This is a genomic window from Marinobacterium rhizophilum DSM 18822 (assembly GCF_000378045.1).
GTDB lineage: Bacteria > Pseudomonadota > Gammaproteobacteria > Pseudomonadales > Balneatricaceae > Marinobacterium_A > Marinobacterium_A rhizophilum.
Genome location: NZ_KB899103.1, coordinates 99,495 through 118,593 on the forward strand (window position 1 = coordinate 99,495; position 19,099 = coordinate 118,593).

Below are 19,099 nucleotides of genomic sequence, written 5' to 3' on the forward strand. Positions count from 1 at the left end.
ATTCTCCACGGCGGGTTTTTTGTGGCTCAAACTTTAATTTGTTTCACGCGCTCTAGCTAATTCACCTGCAGCTTCAGTCCCAGCGCCTTGAGGAATTCGGCTTCCTGCTCCAGGTCCGCCTGTGTCAGGGGGTGCTGTGCGAGCCAGCCTTTCGGAAAGCTGAGCTGCAGTTCTTTGCCGTCGACCTGTAGCTGCATGGATGGAAGCTTGATGCGGCTGCGATTGCGGTGCAGCAGGCTCGCCAGGCGCAGCAGTATCGCCAGGCGGCGGCAGGCCTGCTGGCGGCTCTCGGGCAGCTGCTTGAAGTCTTCCTTGGGGAATTTGCGGCGATGGCTGCGGGCCAGCAGTGCCAGCTGCTGGCGGTCCAGATTGGTAAAGCCGGAGATATCCGAGTTCTGCAACAGGTAGGCACTGTGCTTGTGGTACTGAGCGTGGGATATTGCCCGGCCGATCTCATGAGTGTGTGCCGCCCAGCGCAGCATTTGCGTGTGCTGAGGGTCGTCCAGTCCCCAGCTGTCACGCAGCTGTGCCAGGGCATGCAGGGCGCTACGCTCGACGCGTTCGGCCTGGTGGCGGTCTACATGGTATTGCCGCATCAGCTTGCTGATGCTGTGCTCTCTAATATCTTCATGTTGCAGGCGGCCGGCCATCTCGAACAGGAGGCCCTCGCGGAGTGCGCCATCGGAGCAGGCCATCACGCGAATACCCAGCGAGTCAAAGGCGGCGCTGAGAATGGCAAGTCCGGCCGGCAGGACTGCTCGACGCTCGGCTTTAACCTCGGTGATCTCATCGACATGGCCATAACTTAGTATCCTCTGGCGTAGCTGATCCAGTGCCCGTGCCGTGATGTGCTCTTCGGTGAGGCCGAGACTGATGCAGGCGTTGCGGATAGCCTTGATGGTGCCGGACGAGCCGACGCAGTTGCTCCAGCCGATACGCCGGTAGCGTTTCTGGATCGACATCAGTTCGCGCAGTGCTGCATAGACCGCTTTCTGGAAGGATGCCTTGGTGATCTTGCCGTCGGGGAAGTAGCGCTGGGTGAAGCTGACGCAGCCCATTTCAAGACTTTCGAGCGCCCGGGGCTGAAATTTCTCGCCCAGTACCAGTTCGGTGCTGCCGCCGCCAATGTCGATTACCAGTCGCAGGCCGTCTTCCGGAGGCCGGGTCTGGCATACGCCCAGATAAATCAGCCGGGCCTCTTCGCGTCCTGGAATAATCTCCAGTGGTGTGTGCAGGATGGCTTCGGCTCGCTTGAGAAATTCGCGACTGTTGACGGCTTCGCGCAGTGCATTGGTGCCAACAATGCGGATAGAGCGACGCGGCAGGTCAGATACGCGCTGTGCGAAACGGGCCAGGCACTCCAGGCCGCGCTGCTGGGCTTCTTCGCTCAGCACTTTGTCTGCGTTCAGGCCGGCGGCAAGCTGTACCTTTTCGGACATGACATCCTGCAGCTTGACTTCACCGTCAACGAGTTGGGCGACGACCATGTGAAAACTGTTGGAGCCGAGGTCGATAGCCGCCAGCAGGGAGGGGCTTGCCGCGGCCGTGGCGGAGGGTCTCGTATCGTTCATCTTTCTGGTGCATTCCATGCCACTGGATCAGAACGCATAAGGGTATCAGAATAATGTGTCAGTCGATGTTTTTATCCCGGCCCAAAAGTCGACTTTACAGAGGCTGAAAGCGTCCTGATCCTCGCTTAGTGTTCACATTTTTTTTTGTGCAATGGTATCATCGGCAGCAGTTGAGGATATCCCAGCATATTTGTCCTGTCTTACCGGGGGGATCTCGGCTTGGAAATTCCGAAAAGCAATAATATGAACACTTCGCGTGTTTGGAGAATGGATCCTATGAGCGAAAACATCGTTAACGTCACCGATGCATCATTCGAAGAAGAAGTGCTCAAAGCAGAGCGCGCGGTGCTGGTGGATTACTGGGCTGAATGGTGCGGTCCCTGCAAGATGATTGCACCGGTCCTGGAAGAGATTGCCAAGGACTACGAAGGCAAGCTGAAGGTTTGCAAGCTCAACATCGATGAAAACAACGAAACACCGCCGAAATTCGGTATTCGTGGCATCCCGACCCTGATGCTGTTCAAGGGTGGTAATGTCGAAGCGACCAAGGTCGGCGCGCTTTCCAAGTCTCAGCTGGCTGCCTTTATCGACGCCAATCTCTGATTTGTGAATTGGAGGGCAGAAATCTCGAGTCGGCGTCGTCGATTTATATTTCTTGCTCTCCAGTCTGGACAGCCGCGGTCCAAGCCTTTATATTGACTGCGACTGCTGGGTACTTGTCGCCCCCTTTGACAAGCTTCAGACTCCCAGTCACTAGTATCGACCTCTGATTTTCTCCTGTTTTCCACCCTAACTTGGTCACTCGTGGCCCTTCTCCAAAGCATATGAATCTAACCGAGCTGAAAACAAAAAGCGTTCCGGAGCTTCTGGAAATCGCGCAAGAAATGGGAATGGACAACCTTGCCCGTTCTCGCAAACAGGATGTGATCTTCGCAATTCTGAAGAAACACTCCAAAAGCGGCGAAGATATCTCTGGTGACGGTGTACTCGAGATATTGCAGGACGGCTTCGGCTTCCTTCGCTCCGCTGATTCATCCTACCTGGCTGGTCCTGACGATATTTACGTTTCACCGAGTCAGATCCGCCGTTTTAACCTTCGCACTGGCGATACCATTACCGGCAAGATCCGACCGCCGAAAGATGGCGAGCGTTACTTTGCGCTGCTGAAAGTTGACGAGATCAACTACGACAAGCCGGAAAACGCCAAGAACAAGATTCTGTTCGAGAACCTGACGCCGCTGTTCCCACAGGAACGCCTGCGCATGGAGATCGGCAACGGCAGCACCGAAGACATCACGGCCCGCGTTATCGACCTGGTCTGCCCGATGGGCAAGGGCCAGCGTGCCCTGATCGTGTCTCCGCCCAAAGCCGGTAAAACGCTGATGCTGCAGAACATTGCCAGCAGCATTACGCGCAATAGCCCGGATTGCCACCTGATCGTACTGCTGATCGACGAGCGGCCTGAAGAAGTGACCGAAATGCAGCGCACCGTGCGCGGCGAAGTGGTTGCTTCCACCTTCGATGAGCCGCCCTCACGTCACGTGCAGGTCGCCGAAATGGTGCTTGAAAAGGCCAAGCGCCTGACCGAGCATAAGAAGGACGTGGTCATCCTGCTGGACTCCATTACCCGTCTGGCCCGTGCCTACAACACCGTCATCCCGTCTTCGGGCAAGGTGCTGACCGGTGGTGTCGACGCTCATGCACTGGAACGCCCCAAGCGTTTCTTCGGTGCGGCGCGTAACATCGAGGAAGGCGGCAGTCTCACCATTATCGCGACTGCACTGGTTGATACCGGCTCGAAGATGGACGAAGTCATCTACGAGGAGTTCAAGGGTACTGGTAACTCCGAAGTACACCTGGACCGCAAGGCGGCAGAACGTCGCATGTTCCCGGCGATCAATATCCGCCGCTCGGGTACTCGCCGTGAAGACCTGTTGACCACCGAAGATGAAATGCAGCGAATGTGGATTCTGCGTCGTTTGCTGGATCCGATGGAAGACACTGCTGCTACGGAGTTTGTCATCGACAAGCTGAAGGACTTCAAGACCAACAATGAGTTCTTCCTGTCGATGAAACGTCAGTAAGCGTTGTTTTGAACTGGAAAAGGGTAAGCCTGTGCTTACCCTTTTTTGTACATGGAAGTACCAATCCTGCGAGTATGGTGACGTACAGGAGCAGGATTTATGTTCGGAATGACCAGTCACCCAATTAGGCTCCTGCACGCTGGATTTACGCCCTGAGGGGTGCCCATGCATGCTGCAGGTGTACTGTAACGACTGAAGTTTATCGATTATGTCCTCACCCAAATACAAAGACCTGCGTGATTTCATGGCGATGCTGGAAGCGCGCGGCGAGCTCAAACGCATTTCCCAGCCGATTGATCCAAAGCTTGAAATGACCGAGATTTGCGACCGAACGCTGCGCGCAGGCGGACCGGCTTTGCTGTTCGAGAACCCCAAGGGCTATGACTATCCGGTACTTGCAAATCTGTTCGGTACACCGGAGCGTGTGGCACTGGGTATGGGCGAGGAAACGGTTGAGGCACTGCGCGAAGTTGGCAAGGTGCTGGCGCAGCTGAAAGAGCCGGAGCCGCCCAAAGGCATGCGCGACGCCTGGGAGAAGTTACCGATCTTCAGGCAGGTGCTGAACATGGGGCCCAAGGTCGTGAAGTCGGCCCCCTGCCAGACCCATGTGCTCGAAGGTGATGATGTCGACCTGTACCGGTTGCCGATCCAGACCTGCTGGCCGGGGGATGCGGGTCCGCTGGTCACCTGGCCGCTGGTTATTACCCGTGGCCCGAACAAGGCGCGCCAGAACCTGGGAATATACCGTCAGCAGCTGATCGGGCGCAACAAGCTGATCATGCGCTGGCTGGCGCATCGTGGCGGCGCACTGGATTTCCGCGAATGGAAGGAGCAGCACCCGGGCGAACCTTTCCCTGTCGCGGTGGCGCTCGGTGCCGATCCTGCGACCATCCTGGGGGCGGTCACGCCGGTGCCCGATACGCTGTCCGAATATGCCTTTGCCGGTCTGTTGCGCGGTGGCAAGACCGAGGTGATCAGCTGTCTTGGCAATGACCTCCAGGTGCCCGCGAGCGCGGAATTTATCCTGGAAGGTTACATTCACCCCGACGAGATGGCGGACGAAGGCCCCTTTGGCGATCATACCGGCTACTATAATGAGGTAGACAGCTTTCCTGTCTTCACCGTCGAGCGCATCACGCACCGTAACCGGCCCATCTATCACAGTACCTATACGGGTCGGCCGCCTGATGAACCGGCGATTCTGGGCGTGGCACTGAACGAGGTATTTGTACCGATCCTGCAAAAGCAGTTTCCGGAGATCGTTGACTTCTACCTGCCGCCGGAGGGCTGTTCGTACCGCATGGCGGTTGTGACGATGAAGAAGCAGTATCCGGGTCATGCCAAGCGCGTGATGCTGGGTGTCTGGTCCTTCCTGCGACAGTTTATGTACACCAAGTTCGTGATTGTCTGTGACGACGACGTCAATGCACGGGACTGGAACGATGTGATATGGGCCATTACCACCCGCATGGACCCGACGCGTGATACGGTGCTGATCGACAACACGCCGATCGATTATCTGGACTTTGCCTCGCCCGTGTCGGGGTTGGGGTCCAAGATGGGATTGGACGCAACCAACAAGTGGGAAGGCGAAACCCAGCGCGAGTGGGGTGTACCGATCCGCATGGACGATGACGTTAAGGCCCGTGTCGATGCCATCTGGGATGAGCTGGGCATCTTTAATGGCTGAGCAGCCCCGCCGGGTGTTGCTGGACGGGCTGGATCGGGTGATTGAGACGGTCCCCGGTGAAACCCTGCTGCAGGCTTTGGAGCGGCTGGGCTATGGCATGCGGCGCAGTTGTCGCAATGGTGTCTGTGAAATCTGTGAGGTCAGCTTGCTGCAGGGAGAGTTGCAGCAGCGTTATCCGAACCGTCATCTGTGCGCCCCGCCAGCAGGCGCAGTGTCTGCCAGTACCGTCGCACTGGCCTGTACCAGTGTGCCGCTGACCGATGTTAGAGTAGAGATAAAGGGATTGAAGCTCCCTGGAGAAGTATTTGTGAAAAAGCTGAACTGTGACATTACCTCGGTCGAAGTGCTTAACCGGGACGTGTATCGAGTCTTCCTGCGCTTGCCGGCCACCGCATCACTGGCGCTGGATTTCCGTGCCGGACAGTATCTGGATATTTGTCTGCCCAATGGCCGCAAGGCCTCGTTCTCCATTGCATCTGCGCCGGAGCTCGAGCGTGCGGTTGAGCTCCATATTCGACTGCTGCCAGACAGCGAGATGTCCTGTGCCGTGATGGCGCATTTGCAGAACGAAAAAACGGTGCAGATCGAAGCACCCAAGGGTCTTTGCTGCCTGGATGCCGTATCTCTCGATGCGAACGATCGTCTGGTGTTCGCCGCGGCGAGTACCGGTTTTTCCCAGATCAAGAGCATGGTTGAGCATCTGCTGGCCCGGCAGGTCAAAAATCAGATCCGAATTTACTGGGGCGCCCGGGACGCCGCAGATCTGTACCAGCTGGCACTGCCCGAGCAGTGGGCCCGGGAATATGCCAATGTGCACTTCGTGCCGGTGGTCAGCGAGCCGGAGTTGTCGCCGGACTGGATCGGGCGTACCGGAGTATTGCCGCAGGCGATCCTCGAAGACCTGGATCATTTTGGAGATACCCACGTCTATGCCAGCGGTTCACCAGCCATGGTTTACGCGCTGCTCGATGCCTGCGAAGCGCACGGTATGGAAACATCCCAGCTGCACTCCGACGTTTTCGCCTACGCGCCCCGTCCCGCAAAAGCCTGATCCCGAACATGCAGAAGCCGCCCATGGGCGGTTTCTGCGACGGGGATATATCTGGGGCCTCATGCCCGAGCCGGTCAAAAACAGTCTGAACGGACGATTCCGGGCGTTACTGCAACATTTTCATAATCTGGTCCTTCAGCTGCACCCGGCGTAATTTCATCTGCTCAAAGTTTTCATCCGTCGTGGGAACATTGCGCATCTCGAGACCGCGTACGCTGTGGTCCAGCTTGTGGTATTCACTGGCAAGTCGGGCGAAGGTTTCATTTTCCTGCTTCAGTTGCCGGATGCGCTCGGCATACTGCGGAAAGTCGTTATAGAGACTATGGTTGAGGTCGGACATAGAGCGCACTCCATCGGCTTGGTTAACCCGGATTGTGCTGCAGCGAGGCCTGCTGAGCGTTCCTGCTTTTTTAGTCTAGCCAGCTTGCCGTAGCCTTGCCATGACCCCTTCCAAATAATGAATTGATTAGGGCTTTATAACTTAACGTTCTTTAGCGGTGGCTCTTGTGTCGACCGCTGTTGCCCTAAGCTTTAGGGAGCCTGCGAACAAGTCCCAATGAGTCGCTGGAAACCGCCGCAGGGCGGGCCCTTAAGTACGCATTTGCTTTGACAGGAGCTAATCAAAGTCCCCGTAAATTCGGGTACTGTGCTCTTCAGGGAATTGCCTGCGCGGTGCGTCGGTATGCAGCATCCAGTGGCAGCGGCGCGTTTCTCGGGCCGCAGAGGCCAACTGGGTCTTGTTCATAGGCCCTTACGCTGAAAAAGGTGGCAGGAGCAGCAACATGGACACGCGACACTTCGATCCGGACAAAATCCGTAATATTGGCATCATTGCCCATATCGATGCGGGCAAAACCACGGCCACCGAACGGATGCTGTTCTACAGTGGCTTTGCTCACAAGCTGGGTTCAGTGGACGATGGCACCACCATTACCGACTGGATGGACCAGGAGCGCGAGCGGGGCATTACAATCGTTTCGGCCGCCATCACCACTCAATGGCGTGACCACCAGATAAATATCATCGACACCCCGGGCCACATCGACTTTACCGCGGAGGTGCAGCGCGCACTGAGGGTGCTGGATGGCGGAGTGGTGGTGTTCGATGGTGTCCACGGCGTTGAGTCCCAGAGCGAAACCGTCTGGCGCCAGGCGGAACGCTACAAGGTGCCGCGTATCTGCTTCATCAACAAGATGGACCGCACCGGCGCCGATTTTGAACACGCACTGCAGACCATCCGCCAGCGACTGCACGTGGAGCCCGTGCCGGTGAATATTCCCATTGGCGTCGAACATGACTTCACCGGCGTTATCGACCTGTTGAACATGGAGGCTGTCCACTGGAGTGACGAGCTCGGTGCCAATCCGGAACGCGGACCGATTCCCGAGGCATTACGTGAATCGGCGGACGCGGCGCGGCGGCAGATGCTCGAAGCCGTGTGTGAAACCGATGATGCGCTGCTTGAGCGGTACCTCGGCGAGGAGCCGGTGGAGGCTGCCGAGTGGCGTGCCGCGTTGCGCCGGGCGACGCTGGAGAATCGCCTCTATCCAGTCTTGTGCGGTGCTGCACTGCGCAATGTAGGCATTCAGTCACTGCTCGACGCGGTGGTCGACTACCTGCCCTCGCCGGAGGATCGCAAGGAGGTGGTCGGTCATCATCCGCAGACCGGGGAGGAAGAGCATTGGCCGCTGCGCCTCGAAGAGCCGCTGTGCGCGCTAGTGTTCAAGACGGTGACCGATCCCTACGCCGGGCAGATGGCCTATGTTCGGGTCTACTCGGGGCTGTTGAAAAGCGGCGATCAGGTGTTCAACCCGCGCACGGGACGCAAGTTGCGCATCGGCCGGCTGGTACGGGTTTTCGCCGACCGTCGTGAGGACGTCGACAGCATACCGGCCGGCGAAATTGATGCGGTGATCGGGCTCAAGGCAGCCCATACCGGCGATACCCTCTGTGCGCTGGATCATCCGCTGGTGCTCGAGTCGATTCAGTTTCCGGAGCCGGTCATTAATATCGCCATTGAGCCCATCGCGACCCGCGACCGGGACGAGCTTGACCGCGCCCTGCACCAGCTGATGGAAGAAGACCCAACGTTCCATGTCCACGTCGACGAATACAGCGGCCAGACCATTCTGGCGGGCATGGGCGAACTGCATCTTGAGATCCTGATAAACCGGATCGAGCGCGAGCACCAGGTCAAGGTGCGCAGCGGTGCCCCGCGTGTAACCTACAAGGAAACGGTGTCACAGCCGGTCAGCCGGGTCGAGGGACGTTACGTGCATCAGAGTGGCGGCCATGGCCAGTACGGCCACGTATACATTGACCTGCGGCCTGGCGAGCCGGGGTCAGGCATCGTGTTTTCGCAACAGATCAAGGGGGGCGTCATTCCGGCGGCCTTTATACCGGCGGTCAGGAAAGGGGTCGAGGAGGCAGCTCAATCCGGACTGCTTGGCGGCCAGGAGATCACAGATGTAGAGGTCGTGCTGGTCGACGGCTCGACACACCCGGTGGACTCCAGCGAGTTGGCCTTCAAGAACGCGGGCGTGCAGGCGTTTCGCGACGCGGCGCAGCAAGCGGGGCTGAAGTTGCTTGAGCCGGTCTGCAAGATTCAGGTGATAGCGCCCGAGGAGAACCTCGGAGACGTGTTGGGGCAGCTTAATGCAAGGCGCTGCGAAGTACGCAGCACCGAGCCGCGCTCCGACGGTACCCACGATATCCAGGGTATGGTGCCATTGGCGGAGATGTTCGGCTATGCCACCGATCTGCGCTCGGTGACCCAGGGTCGGGCGCTTTTTACGATGGAGTTCGATCATTACAGCCCGGTACCGGACAAGGTGCTCGATAAGCTCCAGCTAAGATCCTGAACGCAAAAACGGACCCTGCAGGGTCCGTTTTTGTGTGACGCATCAAGTGTCCGGCATCAGTCGTTAAGTGCCGCCATTTTTTCCGGCATCGGCAGGTTGGGGAGGCCGGCACCGGTGGTGCTGAGTCCTTCCTGCAGCCGTGTGGCCAGCTTGTCGTGTTCGCCCAAATGCTGCAGCAGGCGACACAGTTCGGCGTAGGCTTCGGCGCTCGGTTGCAGTGCGATACTCTGTTCGAAAAAGCCGATGGCCTTGCCCCAGTGCTCGTTGCGCATCGACAGGCGACCCAGGGTCAGCAGCAGAGCGGCGCTGTTGGGGTGATCCTTCTCCCACTTGCGGGCGATTTCAAGCTGCTTGTGGGTGTTTTCACCCTTCAGGCGGCCGTATATGCGCACCAGCGTTTCGTTCCAGTTGCGCTTGATCTGGTCGCGCAGGAATATCTCGGCGCGAGCATCTTCACCCAGGGTGGTCAGCTGGGATACATAGTCGCACACCAGACTTTCATCGCTCGTCAGCTTGGTCGGCAGGTTCTGCCAGGCGCGGTTCAGCGCCTGTACCCGGGTCTCGTGCTCCGTTTCCGGCGGCAGCTGCGCCAGGGTGTGGCCGAGCATTTCGCGGTAGCAGCGCAGCTCAAGCGCCTGCAGGGATTCTTCCGGCAGTATCTTATTCTGGCGCAGGCTGGGTATGAGGCTGGCCAGGCCTTGCCAATCGCCCAGCTGGGTCAGGGTGCTGTGCAGCAGGCGGAGCACCTGGCTGTGTTTTGGCAGCTTGGCCTGCAGCGCCGACAGTGTCGCAAGGCACTCCTCAAACTGACCGCGGTCGAATTGCAGCTGCGCCTGGGCAATATCTACCGCCGTGGCGCTTTGGGGGCTGCGCTGACGCGCCTGCTGCAGGAAGGTATCGGCGGCCTTGTCGTCACCCTGCTCCTGGGCGGCCCGGGCGGCGACCAGGTAATTGACCAGTGGCAGTTCGGCACGCGGCGCTGCCTGGCCCAGAAAACGCTGTGCCTTCCACCAGCTGCCGTCGGCGAAGGCCTGCAGCCCCTTGAGGGTTCTGCGGTGGGCATTGCGCAGTGCCCGGCGTTCGCTCCAGTGACGCAGTTCGGAGGTGGGAATACGGGCCTTGGACAGCAGACGCAGCAGTAAATGGGCCAGCAGGAAACTCACCAGGCCGATTACGAGCAGGACCCAGAGGCTGGTTTCGATGGTGGTGCGGTCGTAGGAGATCAGGACATAGCCCGGATCTTGCACCATCTTTTCGCCCAGCCAGGCGCCAGCAAAGAGAATGATCAGTAAAAGCAGGAGTCCTCGTTTCATATCACGCGGCTCCTTCCTGCTTCAGTTTGGTCATGTGCTCCAGATAGGCCTTGAGCGTATTGAGGGAGCCGGAGATGTCCGGTATCTCGGGCGCAACCTGCAGCTGCTTGAGTTCGGCGATACCGCGCAACAGAGCGTTGGTGGTGGAATCCTGCGGGTCAAAGTAGGTATCGATCCAGTTTTCCGACTTGCTCAGAGCGCTGTCATAGGCGTTCTGTTTGCGCTGTAGCAGTGCAAGCTGGGCCTGTTCCAGCATCAGGTGCAGGTTTTGCTGCAGGAAAAAGTGCTGCTCGGGGGAGAGCAGTGGCTCGACCGGCTCGTCGCGATGCTGGATAACGATGAGCTGCTCAAACTTGTCGATGGCGTCGCTCCAGGAGGCCTTCAGGCCCTGGGTCCAGGACTGGGAGACACTGTCCGGCGTTATCTGCTCAAGCAGGGCTGGCAACTCACGCTTGTTGGTGATCGGTATGAGGCTCAGACGGTCGACCTGGGTGTTCAGCGCGCCAAGTTGCAGGAAGGCACCTTCGGTGTCGAGACGGGGCACGGCCTCCAGTGCGGCGATGTCTGCGGCCAGCGCCTTGCGCACTTCGTAGATTGATACATCGTCTGTTTCTTTCAGAATCAGGTCGGCGGACTTGAGCAGTTTCAGCGCGCCATCGGCAGTCTGTTCCATCAGCACGCGCTGATTGGCGAGTCGTAGCAGGTATTCAACTTCTGCCAATAGCCAGTCCTTACGCGTGCTCTGCTGGCGTGACATGACCTGCTGAATGCTCTGGGTCAGACGTTCCTGCAGGGCATCAATGCCACTTTTGTCGGTCTGGGCCTGGGATTGTAATGCGGCCATCTGCTGCTGCAGGCTGTCGAGCTCCTGTGTCAGCTGAGCCTGGCTTTCGGTTTGTATGCTTTGGGCCTGTTCACCGATCTGTTGCAAAGCCTGGACATTGCTCTGCTGCCACTGCCAGCCCTGCCAGCCCAGAAAGGCGACAAGTACCAACGCGACCAGTGACAGCAGCAGTGCGGCTAGTGCGGGCCAGCGGGCACCTGATGTAGCTTTTTTGGGGGTATCCTTATCGGAAGGCGGTGGACTCTGTGTGGGTATCTCGGACACCTCGGCGTCGATGATTTCAGGCGTCCGGTTTTCTTTGTTTCTATTCCCTGCGTCGCTCATCAGTCTTTTTCCGCGTCGATTTTAGTCAACAGCGCCCCGATCATGTTTTGGTCATCGGGGCCGCTAGCAAGAATAACCTGTTTAAACCCGGCTCCATAGGCCAGAGTCGCGATACGCTGGCTTGGAACCACCAGTGGGCACTGTTGCAGATGTGCCATTCCCTCGGGGTTTCCCATCTGCTTTGCCAGTGCGACAAGGTTACTCAGGCTTTCGCCACTGGTGATCAGGATAGCGGATAAGGGGGGAGCATAAATAGCACTTTCGATGCAGGCCCGCTCCAGTACAGGGCGAGAGCGCCGGTAAAGCACGGCCTGATCGACCCGGGCGCCGCGTGCCTGCAACTCGCTGGCAAGTGTTTCACGGCCGCTGTCACCGCGCAGGATCAGGATGCGCTTGTCGTCAACCTGCTGCAACGCGGGCGCCTGCAGCAGCGCTTCGGAGTCGTAGCCGTTGCTACTGTGGTAGGCCTCTATGCCGTAGTCGCGCAGGCAGGCAGCCGTGCTGGCGCCGATCGCCATCCAGTGCACGCCCAGCGGCAGTTGTGGCCAGTAGTCATCGACCAGATCAATCCCCAGGCGTGCGGCATTGGCGCTGACCACAATGACGGCGTGGTACAGATCCAGATCCAGTACACACTGCTTGGCGTGCATGAATTGAGCATCGGTTTCGGCCAGCGGCTCTATGGTCAGTAGCGGCAGCAGCACGGGTTCGGCGCCCTGGGCGCGCAGCAGGGCGGCCTGTTGCTGAGCCTGGTGGCTGGGCCGGGTGACGAGTATGCGCTGGCCGCTAAGCGGACCTGTCGTGCGCTGCTCAGTCGGCATTCTGGTCGTACACTGCGGCGAGGATGCGATCGGCACCGGCGGCCAGCAGACGTTCAGCCAGCTCGATGCCCAGTGCCGGGCCTTGTTCCGGTGTGCCCCGAATATCGTCGGTCAGCACTTGGGTGCCGTCGGGGCTGGCGACCAGGCCACGCAGCCAGAGTGAGTCCTTGGCGTCGTTCAGGGTGGCGAAGCAGGCAATGGGAACCTGGCAGCCGCCCTCGAGGCGTCTGTTCATGGCGCGCTCGGCTTCGACGCACCAGGCGCTTGGCTGGTGGTGCAGTGGCGCAAGCAGGTCGCGGGTGCGCTTGTCATTGAGGCGGCATTCGATGCCCACGGCGCCCTGGCCACCGGCTGGCAGGCTTTCTTCGGCGGGAATGGCGACACGGATTCGATCCTGCAGCTTCAGGCGAATCAGTCCGGCGCTGGCCAGAATGATCGCGTCGAACTCGCCTTCGTCCAGTTTGCGCAGCCGTGTCTGAACATTGCCTCGCAGGCTGCGAATAACAAGGTCCGGGCGCCGGGCGCGCAGCTGGGATTCGCGACGCAGCGACGACGTGCCAACCACGGCGCCAGCGGGCAGGTCATCCAAACAGGCATAGGTGTTGGAGACAAAGGCATCGGTCGGGTCTTCCCGTGGGCAGATCACCGCCAGGCCCAGGCCTTCGGGGAACTCCATGGGTACGTCCTTCATGGAGTGAACGGCGATGTCGGCGTCGCCGTCGAGCATGGCGTTTTCCAGTTCCTTGACGAACAGGCCCTTGCCGCCCACTTTTGCCAGCGGGGTGTCGAGAATCTTGTCACCACGGGTGGTAAAGCCAATGAGTTCAATTTCGATGCCCGGGTGGTGGCGTTCCAGTTCGGCTTTGACGTACTCGGCCTGCCAGAGTGCCAGCAGGCTTTTGCGGGTGGCGATGCGTATTTTATCGGTATTCATCAGGCTCTCGTTTTGACTGTCCCGGGCCAAGCGCCGGGTCCTGAACGGGGTTGCAGTGATTGTAACAGATCACCTGAGTACTCTGGACCCGTGCAGTGAAAAGCGGAATGTTGCTGCTCCGGTTTTGCGTGTTAAAGATGGTATAATTCGCCTCCAGTTTCTTCAGCTGCCGGAGGCCCGGTGGTCACTCCAGTCAGAGGTTTTCCTGATGAGCAACAAAACCAATCAGCAATGGGGCGGTCGTTTCAGCGAGCCGACCGATGCCTTCGTCGCCCGTTTTACCGCATCCGTTGAATTTGATCAGCGCATGTACCTGCAGGATATTCAGGGTTCTATCGCCCATGCAAAGATGCTTGCCGTTGCCGGGGTTCTGACCGAAGCCGAGCGCGACGACATTATTCGCGGCCTGGGCGAGATCCGCGTTGAAGTTGAGCGGGGCAGCTTTGAGTGGTCCATCGCACTGGAAGACGTGCACATGAACATCGAAGCGGCGTTGACCCAGAAGATCGGCATTACCGGTAAAAAACTGCATACCGGCCGTTCACGCAATGACCAGGTCGCAACCGATATACGGCTCTACGTGCGGGACGAGATCGACCGCATTCTGGCCGAGATCACGCGTCTGCAGCAGGGCATGCTGAGTCTTTCCGAGCGCGAAGCCGATACCATTATGCCGGGCTTCACTCACCTGCAGACAGCCCAGCCGGTGACCTTCGGTCACCACGTCATGGCCTGGTTTGAAATGCTGAGCCGTGACTACGAGCGTTTTGTTGACTGCCGCAAGCGCGTCAACATCATGCCGCTGGGCGCAGCAGCACTGGCCGGCACGACCTATCCCATTGACCGCAGCATGACCTGCAAGCTCCTGGGCTTCTCGGCCCCGGCGGGTAATTCACTCGATGCCGTATCGGATCGGGATTTCGCCATCGAGTTCTGTGCTGCTTCCAGTGTGTTGCTGATGCACATGAGCCGAATGTCTGAGGAGCTGGTGCTTTGGGCGTCGGCGCAGTTCAACTTCGTCAACCTGCCGGACCGTTTCTGCACCGGTTCTTCGATCATGCCGCAAAAGAAAAACCCGGATGTGCCCGAGCTGGTGCGTGGCAAGAGCGGGCGAGTCTATGGTCACCTGATGTCTCTGCTGACGCTGATGAAGTCCCAGCCGCTGGCCTATAACAAGGACAACCAGGAAGACAAGGAGCCGCTGTTCGACACCATCGATACGGTCAAGGGCTGCCTGCGTGCTTTTGCTGACATGGTGCCGGCGCTGGAGTCCAAGAAGGACAACATGCGTGAAGCTGCCATGCGTGGCTTCTCTACCGCAACGGATCTTGCCGACTACCTGGTACGCAAGGGTGTAGCGTTCCGTGATGCCCACGAAATCGTTGGCAAGTCGGTCGCGTTCGGCATCGCAGAGGAGCGTGACCTGAGCGAAATGACACTGGCTGAACTGCAGCAGTTCTCCGATGTGATTGGAGCGGACGTGTTCGACGTATTGACGCTGGAAGGTTCGGTGGCGGCGCGCGATCATATCGGTGGCACAGCACCCAACCAGGTGCGTGCAGCCATCGTGCGCGGCACTGAACTGCTGGCAGCCCGCGACGACGACTAGGAGGCTGTCCGACAATACTCAACCTACTGCGAACCACCTGAGCTTGGCTGTTTTTTGTGCTGTTTTTCGTTAAATAGAACCACTATTCGCCTTAAGACACCGCAAAAACCAGCTCAAGTCAGCTGGCTCTCGCTATGGCTAGCATTCGCGGACAGCCTCCTAGGCACAAAGCGTCTTGGCGGATCCCGTCACGCACTGCCCCTGCAAGGCTGCTCAGCTTGCAGGGGCAGTGCGTTTGGGACCTGGAGACGTCTTGTATGCGGACTCAAGTGAAGGCAAGCAGGCCATGGCTTTGATGCTTGAGCGCATTCCTGCGAGGTTGTTTACTTCAGTGTAATGTCTACCATCAGATCGCTGGCGATGGCTTCAAGTGCCTGCTGCAGCTCGTCGAGATCCAGATCCTGTGGTGCCAGCAGACTGGCCTCGGCCTTGAACAGCTGTTCGCCGGACATGGATCCGGAGGTCAGCGCGGTGTCCAGGCTTTCTACGTTGATGTGACGTGCGGCCAGCGCCTGGGCAATCTCGCGCACAATGCCGGGTTTGTCATGGCCTACCAGTTCCAGCAGTATCGGGCTGCGGCTGGTGTCACTACCGGTTTCTTCACTACGTTCGATTGTGACCTTGAGCCCCTGGCCCTGCAGCTCGCCCAGCGCCTGCTCCAGAGCATTTGCGTCGTCCGTGGGTACACTGACGATCAGAATGCCGGCAAACTTGCCGCCCAGGCGCGACATGCCCGACTCAAGCCAGTTGCCATTGTGACGGGCAATGGTCTGGGACAGAATTTCCACCAGGCCGGGTTTGTCCGGGCCGATGACGGTCAATACCAGGGATGTCATCATGTTACGCTCCTGTATACAGTTAACCCGGCGCGCGGGCTTCGGGGCCGGCATGCGCAAATAGTGCGTGCTGACCCTCGCCGGGGTGTTTTTATAGGGCCGCGCCGGCACCCAGTCATGAGTGTGTCCGGTTTGTGCCTGGGTCGCAAGAAAAAGGCTGCACCCTGCCTGGCGTGGTGTTAATCCGGGGGGAATGGATGAAACAGGAGGGTGACGCATGGAGCCTTCCTTCAGGACGAGATAGTCCATAGCGCGTGCCATCCATGTCGGCCGGGCTGTGCAGTTGCGCCGGTTGTTTTGGCGTGACCGCTTAAATGGATGCGCTGCAGGGAGCTAACGTAAATGTTCGATATGCTTATTATGCTGTGGCCGGTATTCGCGCTGTTGATGCTCGGTGTGCTGGCGCGTCGATTTGACTTCCCGGGTGAAGGGTTCTGGCCGCTGGCGGAGAAGGCCACGTACTTCGTGCTTTTTCCCGTGCTGCTGGTGGCGCGCCTGAGCCAGGCGGATATCGGCGGTGTATCCATTGGCGGTATCGCGCTGGCGGTTTTGTTGCTGCTGCTTGGCGGTTCGCTGTTGTGTTATCTGCTGCGCCCACTGCTGAAACTGGACGGTGGTGAATTTACGTCTTTTTATCAGGGCGGTGTGCGGTTTAATACCTATGTGGGGCTGGCGTCGGTGGCCGCACTCTACGGCGAAGCGGGGCTGGCGGTATCCGCGGTGATCATCGCTTTCATGATTCCGCTGCTGAACGTTTTCTGCGTGCTGGTCTTTACGTTGCATGCCGGCGGATCCTCAGGTCTGCGTCCGGTGCTGCGCAATCTGATACGCAATCCGCTGATTCTGGCATCAGTGTTTGGTATGCTGCTCAATTACAGCGGTATCGGTATGCCGCCGCCGGCACGTCCAGTGGTCGAATTGCTGGGGCAGATGGCCTTGCCGCTGGGGTTGCTGGCAGTGGGTGCCGGGTTGAGTCTCAAGGCGTTGCGTGCGGTAGGGCCGGCGCTGCTGGGGGCGTCGGTGATCAAGCTGGTGCTGTTTCCGGTATTGGCGCTGGCGCTGGGGCAGTGGCTTTCATTGGGGGAGCAGGCCAGGAATCTGCTTGTTCTGTTTGCAGCGCTGCCCACGGCGAGCTCAGCTTATATCCTGGCCCGTCAGCTGGGTGGGGACGCCCCGATGATGGCGGCGATTATTACCGGTCAGACCCTTTTGTCCGCAATAACAATTCCGCTCATGTTGGGCTGGTTGATTTGACACGATAATGATCTTTTCAGGGTTTGGAGCAGGTGGAGTTGACGCCAATTTGCTCTTTGATGGACGTTGCTTGGGGTTACCTTTGTCGCAAAATGGAGAAAAAAACCGTTACTGCGGAGCAATAGTAGTGTTTTTTCGCGCTTTTCCGGCCAGGTTATTAAATAACTTGGCCGACTGGCCGATTAACTAAAAAAAGTAAGGTCAAATTGTTGCAATATTGCTTCAGTGTGGAACACTACACGGCATTCTGATTAACAGGGTAGCCGCATAAAGTTATTACAGGGCTGCCCTTCTTTACATAATAAGAGGATAAATGCGGCGTATGAAAAAAGGTCCGGATCTGATAATGGTGATCGTTCTGGTCTTTCTCATCGGTTCAATCATGACCGGTGTTTCGCAAAGCGACATTCAGTTCGCTGCGCTGGTCCAACAGGTCTTCAGCAACAGTTGAGTTGCTGTGGCTACAGTCCGTAGCCACGACAATCTGTCACGATGCCCGCAAGCGGAATGTCCCAGCTTGCAACGGGTAGCTCGTCCACCCTCTGAAATTCATGCGCCAGACCGATCAGCTTGGGTCCCTGCGGACCTTTACGCTGTTTAAAGCTGAACGTTCGGTCGTAATAGCCCCCCCCCATGCCCATGCGGGCGCCACTGGCATCAAATGCGACCAGCGGAAGCAATACCAGATCAAGTGCCTGCGCCGGGCGTCGTGGTGCTCCTTGGAGTTTGGGTTCCAGTATGCGGTAGATATTACGCTGCATCGGTGTTGAGCGTGTATAGGGGACAAACCAGAGTCGGTTGTGTCGAATGGGGTGCAGCACCGGCAGGTAGGTTTGTTTGCCCAGTTTCCAGCACTGCTCGATGACCACGGTAGGGTCAATTTCGCCATCGTTGGGCAGGTACAGGGCAATATGTCGGGCGCGATGAAAGGCCGGCAGTCGAGACAGGTTGGCCAGCAGTTTGCGCGCAGCTTCACGCTGCTCTCGAGCGCTCAGGGCGCGGCGACGGGTGCGCATTAGGCGCCTCAGTTGCTGGCGTTGATCAGGTGTTGCTAAGGACATGGGCAATAATCTGAAAGGGCTCCCCGGAAGTGCCGGTAACGATCGTGGCCCTGAACCCTAAGGTTCAAGGTGGCGGCCTTCGAATGCATCAGGCTTTCCGTTAAACGGACATGCTCACCAGCATTAACAGAAGACCTCCAGAGGTGTGCTTATCGGCTCGAGGGACTTGACCGCCTGTCGAACACCCCAGGGAGTGATTACTATTATACGCGTCTGCAATTGTATGTCAGGACTTGAAATTTAATTCAATTTAGCTAAGCGCGCATTCATTTGGTTGATAATTAAACAGTTTTTTCCGCATGAAGAATTTTCAGCCACCGGATTCACGTTCTTCGGACATTGATCGGCTCAGCGACTGGTCGATCTTGCTGCCCAAGTGACGGATCTGCTCTTCGATGTGCTGTCTGTTATCGGCGTGGCTCTTGAGCAGTTCGTGGGCGATGTTCAGCGCCGCCATGACGGCCACCCGTTCAAGCCCTACGGTTTTACCGTTGCCCCGAATGTCACGCATTTTCTGATCAAGGTAGTCGGCTGAGGTCAGCAATTCGGCCTCGGCCCCTTCGGGGCAGGCGATGATGTATTCCTTGTCGAGCAGCTTGATCGTGACCTTGTGTGCGTCGGTTTTGCTCATGCGTTTTGCTCCAGTGCCTTGAGTCGCTGAATCATGGATTCGACTTTGCTGCGGGTCTGGTCGTTGAGTAGCAGCAGACGGGCACGTTCATCCTTTAATTGTGTCTCCTGGGAGCGCAGCCGCTGGTTTTCCTGTTCCAGTCGGTGACAGTGATCGAGCAACTGATCGATTTTTCGTTCCAGGGCGTCGAAGTAGTGGTCGTTCATGCTCAGTCC

Annotated in this window: 18 protein-coding genes and 1 other RNA gene; 8 read left to right on the plus strand and 11 right to left on the minus strand. The window is 58.2% G+C overall.

What is annotated here, in order from left to right; genetic code table 11:
* Positions 1 to 56 precede the first annotated feature (56 nt).
* The gene (locus F451_RS0116110) at positions 57 to 1,571 is read right to left on the minus strand and encodes a Ppx/GppA phosphatase family protein (protein ID WP_020682426.1); all 1,515 of its coding nucleotides are present in this window, start codon (positions 1,569 to 1,571) and stop codon (positions 57 to 59) included.
* A 276-nt stretch (positions 1,572 to 1,847) separates the two neighbouring features.
* On the opposite strand from F451_RS0116110, the gene trxA reads away from it, so the two are divergent.
* The 4 genes from trxA (at position 1,848) to F451_RS0116130 (ending at position 6,396) form a co-directional block, all read left to right on the plus strand.
* Complete coding sequence (gene trxA / locus F451_RS0116115; protein ID WP_020682427.1) at positions 1,848 to 2,174, plus strand: thioredoxin TrxA; 327 nt, start codon at positions 1,848 to 1,850, stop codon at positions 2,172 to 2,174.
* A gap of 221 nt (positions 2,175 to 2,395) precedes the next feature.
* Positions 2,396 to 3,655, plus strand: coding sequence for a transcription termination factor Rho (gene rho / locus F451_RS0116120; RefSeq protein WP_020682428.1), 1,260 nt, complete (start codon positions 2,396 to 2,398; stop codon positions 3,653 to 3,655).
* A gap of 208 nt (positions 3,656 to 3,863) precedes the next feature.
* Complete coding sequence (gene ubiD, locus F451_RS0116125; protein ID WP_020682429.1) at positions 3,864 to 5,345, plus strand: 4-hydroxy-3-polyprenylbenzoate decarboxylase; 1,482 nt, start codon at positions 3,864 to 3,866, stop codon at positions 5,343 to 5,345.
* On the plus strand, positions 5,338 to 6,396 hold the full coding sequence (locus tag F451_RS0116130) for a 2Fe-2S iron-sulfur cluster-binding protein (protein ID WP_020682430.1): 1,059 nt from the start codon (positions 5,338 to 5,340) through the stop codon (positions 6,394 to 6,396). Before ubiD ends, F451_RS0116130 begins: the two co-directional genes overlap by 8 nt.
* A gap of 106 nt (positions 6,397 to 6,502) precedes the next feature.
* Here F451_RS0116130 and F451_RS0116135 read toward each other — a convergent pair whose 3' ends face one another.
* The gene (locus F451_RS0116135) at positions 6,503 to 6,736 is read right to left on the minus strand and encodes an HP1242/YdcH family protein (RefSeq protein WP_020682431.1); all 234 of its coding nucleotides are present in this window, start codon (positions 6,734 to 6,736) and stop codon (positions 6,503 to 6,505) included.
* Between the two features lie 442 nt (positions 6,737 to 7,178).
* On the opposite strand from F451_RS0116135, the gene fusA reads away from it, so the two are divergent.
* The gene (gene fusA, locus F451_RS0116140) at positions 7,179 to 9,257 is read left to right on the plus strand and encodes an elongation factor G (RefSeq protein WP_020682432.1); all 2,079 of its coding nucleotides are present in this window, start codon (positions 7,179 to 7,181) and stop codon (positions 9,255 to 9,257) included.
* Between the two features lie 56 nt (positions 9,258 to 9,313).
* Here the strand turns inward: fusA and F451_RS0116145 are convergent, their stop codons facing one another.
* Genes F451_RS0116145 through hemC form a run of 4 tightly spaced genes read right to left on the minus strand, consistent with a single transcriptional unit; the run spans position 9,314 to position 13,493 of the window.
* The gene (locus F451_RS0116145; protein ID WP_020682433.1) at positions 9,314 to 10,570 is read right to left on the minus strand and encodes a heme biosynthesis HemY N-terminal domain-containing protein; all 1,257 of its coding nucleotides are present in this window, start codon (positions 10,568 to 10,570) and stop codon (positions 9,314 to 9,316) included.
* Between the two features lies 1 nt (position 10,571).
* Positions 10,572 to 11,738 carry a uroporphyrinogen-III C-methyltransferase gene (locus F451_RS0116150; RefSeq protein ID WP_020682434.1) on the minus strand — a complete coding sequence of 389 codons (1,167 nt, stop codon included), beginning with the start codon at positions 11,736 to 11,738 and terminating at the stop codon, positions 10,572 to 10,574.
* The gene (locus tag F451_RS0116155; protein WP_020682435.1) at positions 11,738 to 12,559 is read right to left on the minus strand and encodes a uroporphyrinogen-III synthase; all 822 of its coding nucleotides are present in this window, start codon (positions 12,557 to 12,559) and stop codon (positions 11,738 to 11,740) included. The genes F451_RS0116150 and F451_RS0116155 overlap by 1 nt, the downstream gene beginning before the upstream one ends.
* A complete protein-coding gene (gene hemC, locus F451_RS0116160) occupies positions 12,549 to 13,493 on the minus strand; it encodes a hydroxymethylbilane synthase (protein WP_026291824.1) in 945 nt (314 codons plus the stop codon). Before hemC ends, F451_RS0116155 begins: the two co-directional genes overlap by 11 nt.
* 208 nt (positions 13,494 to 13,701) lie before the next feature.
* On the opposite strand from hemC, the gene argH reads away from it, so the two are divergent.
* Positions 13,702 to 15,102, plus strand: a complete 1,401-nt coding sequence (gene argH / locus F451_RS0116165; protein WP_020682437.1) for an argininosuccinate lyase — start codon at positions 13,702 to 13,704, stop codon at positions 15,100 to 15,102.
* A gap of 323 nt (positions 15,103 to 15,425) precedes the next feature.
* On the opposite strand, the gene F451_RS0116170 is transcribed toward argH, so the two are convergent.
* Positions 15,426 to 15,941 (minus strand): glycine cleavage system transcriptional repressor, encoded by a 516-nt coding sequence (locus F451_RS0116170; protein WP_020682438.1) that lies wholly within the window; start codon positions 15,939 to 15,941, stop codon positions 15,426 to 15,428.
* 339 nt (positions 15,942 to 16,280) lie between these two features.
* Here F451_RS0116170 and F451_RS0116175 point away from each other — a divergent pair, with 339 nt between their 5' ends.
* Positions 16,281 to 17,192, plus strand: coding sequence for an AEC family transporter (locus F451_RS0116175; RefSeq protein WP_020682439.1), 912 nt, complete (start codon positions 16,281 to 16,283; stop codon positions 17,190 to 17,192).
* 322 nt (positions 17,193 to 17,514) lie between these two features.
* Entirely contained in the window at positions 17,515 to 17,643 is a 129-nt protein-coding gene (locus tag F451_RS28630; protein ID WP_020682440.1) for a hypothetical protein, read from the plus strand.
* A gap of 10 nt (positions 17,644 to 17,653) precedes the next feature.
* Here the strand turns inward: F451_RS28630 and F451_RS0116185 are convergent, their stop codons facing one another.
* The 4 genes from F451_RS0116185 to F451_RS0116195 form a co-directional block, all read right to left on the minus strand.
* Positions 17,654 to 18,208, minus strand: a complete 555-nt coding sequence (locus F451_RS0116185; RefSeq protein ID WP_020682441.1) for a 5-formyltetrahydrofolate cyclo-ligase — start codon at positions 18,206 to 18,208, stop codon at positions 17,654 to 17,656.
* Between the two features lie 61 nt (positions 18,209 to 18,269).
* Positions 18,270 to 18,449, minus strand: a non-coding RNA gene (ssrS, locus tag F451_RS27295) — 6S RNA.
* A 114-nt stretch (positions 18,450 to 18,563) separates the two neighbouring features.
* On the minus strand, positions 18,564 to 18,884 hold the full coding sequence (locus F451_RS0116190) for a cell division protein ZapA (protein WP_020682442.1): 321 nt from the start codon (positions 18,882 to 18,884) through the stop codon (positions 18,564 to 18,566).
* Positions 18,881 to 19,090, minus strand: a complete 210-nt coding sequence (locus F451_RS0116195; RefSeq protein WP_020682443.1) for a TIGR02449 family protein — start codon at positions 19,088 to 19,090, stop codon at positions 18,881 to 18,883. The genes F451_RS0116190 and F451_RS0116195 overlap by 4 nt, the downstream gene beginning before the upstream one ends.
* Positions 19,091 to 19,099 lie beyond the last annotated feature (9 nt).

Excerpts from the sequence above, each read along its gene's own strand:
- F451_RS0116110 (WP_020682426.1), bottom strand. The coding sequence starts at position 1,571 with ATGAACGATACGAGACCCTCCGCCACGGCCGCGGCAAGCCCCTCCCTG.
- trxA (WP_020682427.1), top strand. The coding sequence starts at position 1,848 with ATGAGCGAAAACATCGTTAACGTCACCGATGCATCATTCGAAGAAGAA.
- rho (WP_020682428.1), top strand. The coding sequence starts at position 2,396 with ATGAATCTAACCGAGCTGAAAACAAAAAGCGTTCCGGAGCTTCTGGAA.
- ubiD (WP_020682429.1), top strand. The coding sequence starts at position 3,864 with ATGTCCTCACCCAAATACAAAGACCTGCGTGATTTCATGGCGATGCTG.
- F451_RS0116130 (WP_020682430.1), top strand. The coding sequence starts at position 5,338 with ATGGCTGAGCAGCCCCGCCGGGTGTTGCTGGACGGGCTGGATCGGGTG.
- F451_RS0116135 (WP_020682431.1), bottom strand. The coding sequence starts at position 6,736 with ATGTCCGACCTCAACCATAGTCTCTATAACGACTTTCCGCAGTATGCC.
- fusA (WP_020682432.1), top strand. The coding sequence starts at position 7,179 with ATGGACACGCGACACTTCGATCCGGACAAAATCCGTAATATTGGCATC.
- F451_RS0116145 (WP_020682433.1), bottom strand. The coding sequence starts at position 10,570 with ATGAAACGAGGACTCCTGCTTTTACTGATCATTCTCTTTGCTGGCGCC.
- F451_RS0116150 (WP_020682434.1), bottom strand. The coding sequence starts at position 11,738 with ATGAGCGACGCAGGGAATAGAAACAAAGAAAACCGGACGCCTGAAATC.
- F451_RS0116155 (WP_020682435.1), bottom strand. The coding sequence starts at position 12,559 with ATGCCGACTGAGCAGCGCACGACAGGTCCGCTTAGCGGCCAGCGCATA.
- hemC (WP_026291824.1), bottom strand. The coding sequence starts at position 13,493 with ATGAATACCGATAAAATACGCATCGCCACCCGCAAAAGCCTGCTGGCA.
- argH (WP_020682437.1), top strand. The coding sequence starts at position 13,702 with ATGAGCAACAAAACCAATCAGCAATGGGGCGGTCGTTTCAGCGAGCCG.
- F451_RS0116170 (WP_020682438.1), bottom strand. The coding sequence starts at position 15,941 with ATGATGACATCCCTGGTATTGACCGTCATCGGCCCGGACAAACCCGGC.
- F451_RS0116175 (WP_020682439.1), top strand. The coding sequence starts at position 16,281 with ATGTTCGATATGCTTATTATGCTGTGGCCGGTATTCGCGCTGTTGATG.
- F451_RS28630 (WP_020682440.1), top strand. The coding sequence starts at position 17,515 with ATGAAAAAAGGTCCGGATCTGATAATGGTGATCGTTCTGGTCTTTCTC.
- F451_RS0116185 (WP_020682441.1), bottom strand. The coding sequence starts at position 18,208 with ATGCGCACCCGTCGCCGCGCCCTGAGCGCTCGAGAGCAGCGTGAAGCT.
- F451_RS0116190 (WP_020682442.1), bottom strand. The coding sequence starts at position 18,884 with ATGAGCAAAACCGACGCACACAAGGTCACGATCAAGCTGCTCGACAAG.
- F451_RS0116195 (WP_020682443.1), bottom strand. The coding sequence starts at position 19,090 with ATGAACGACCACTACTTCGACGCCCTGGAACGAAAAATCGATCAGTTG.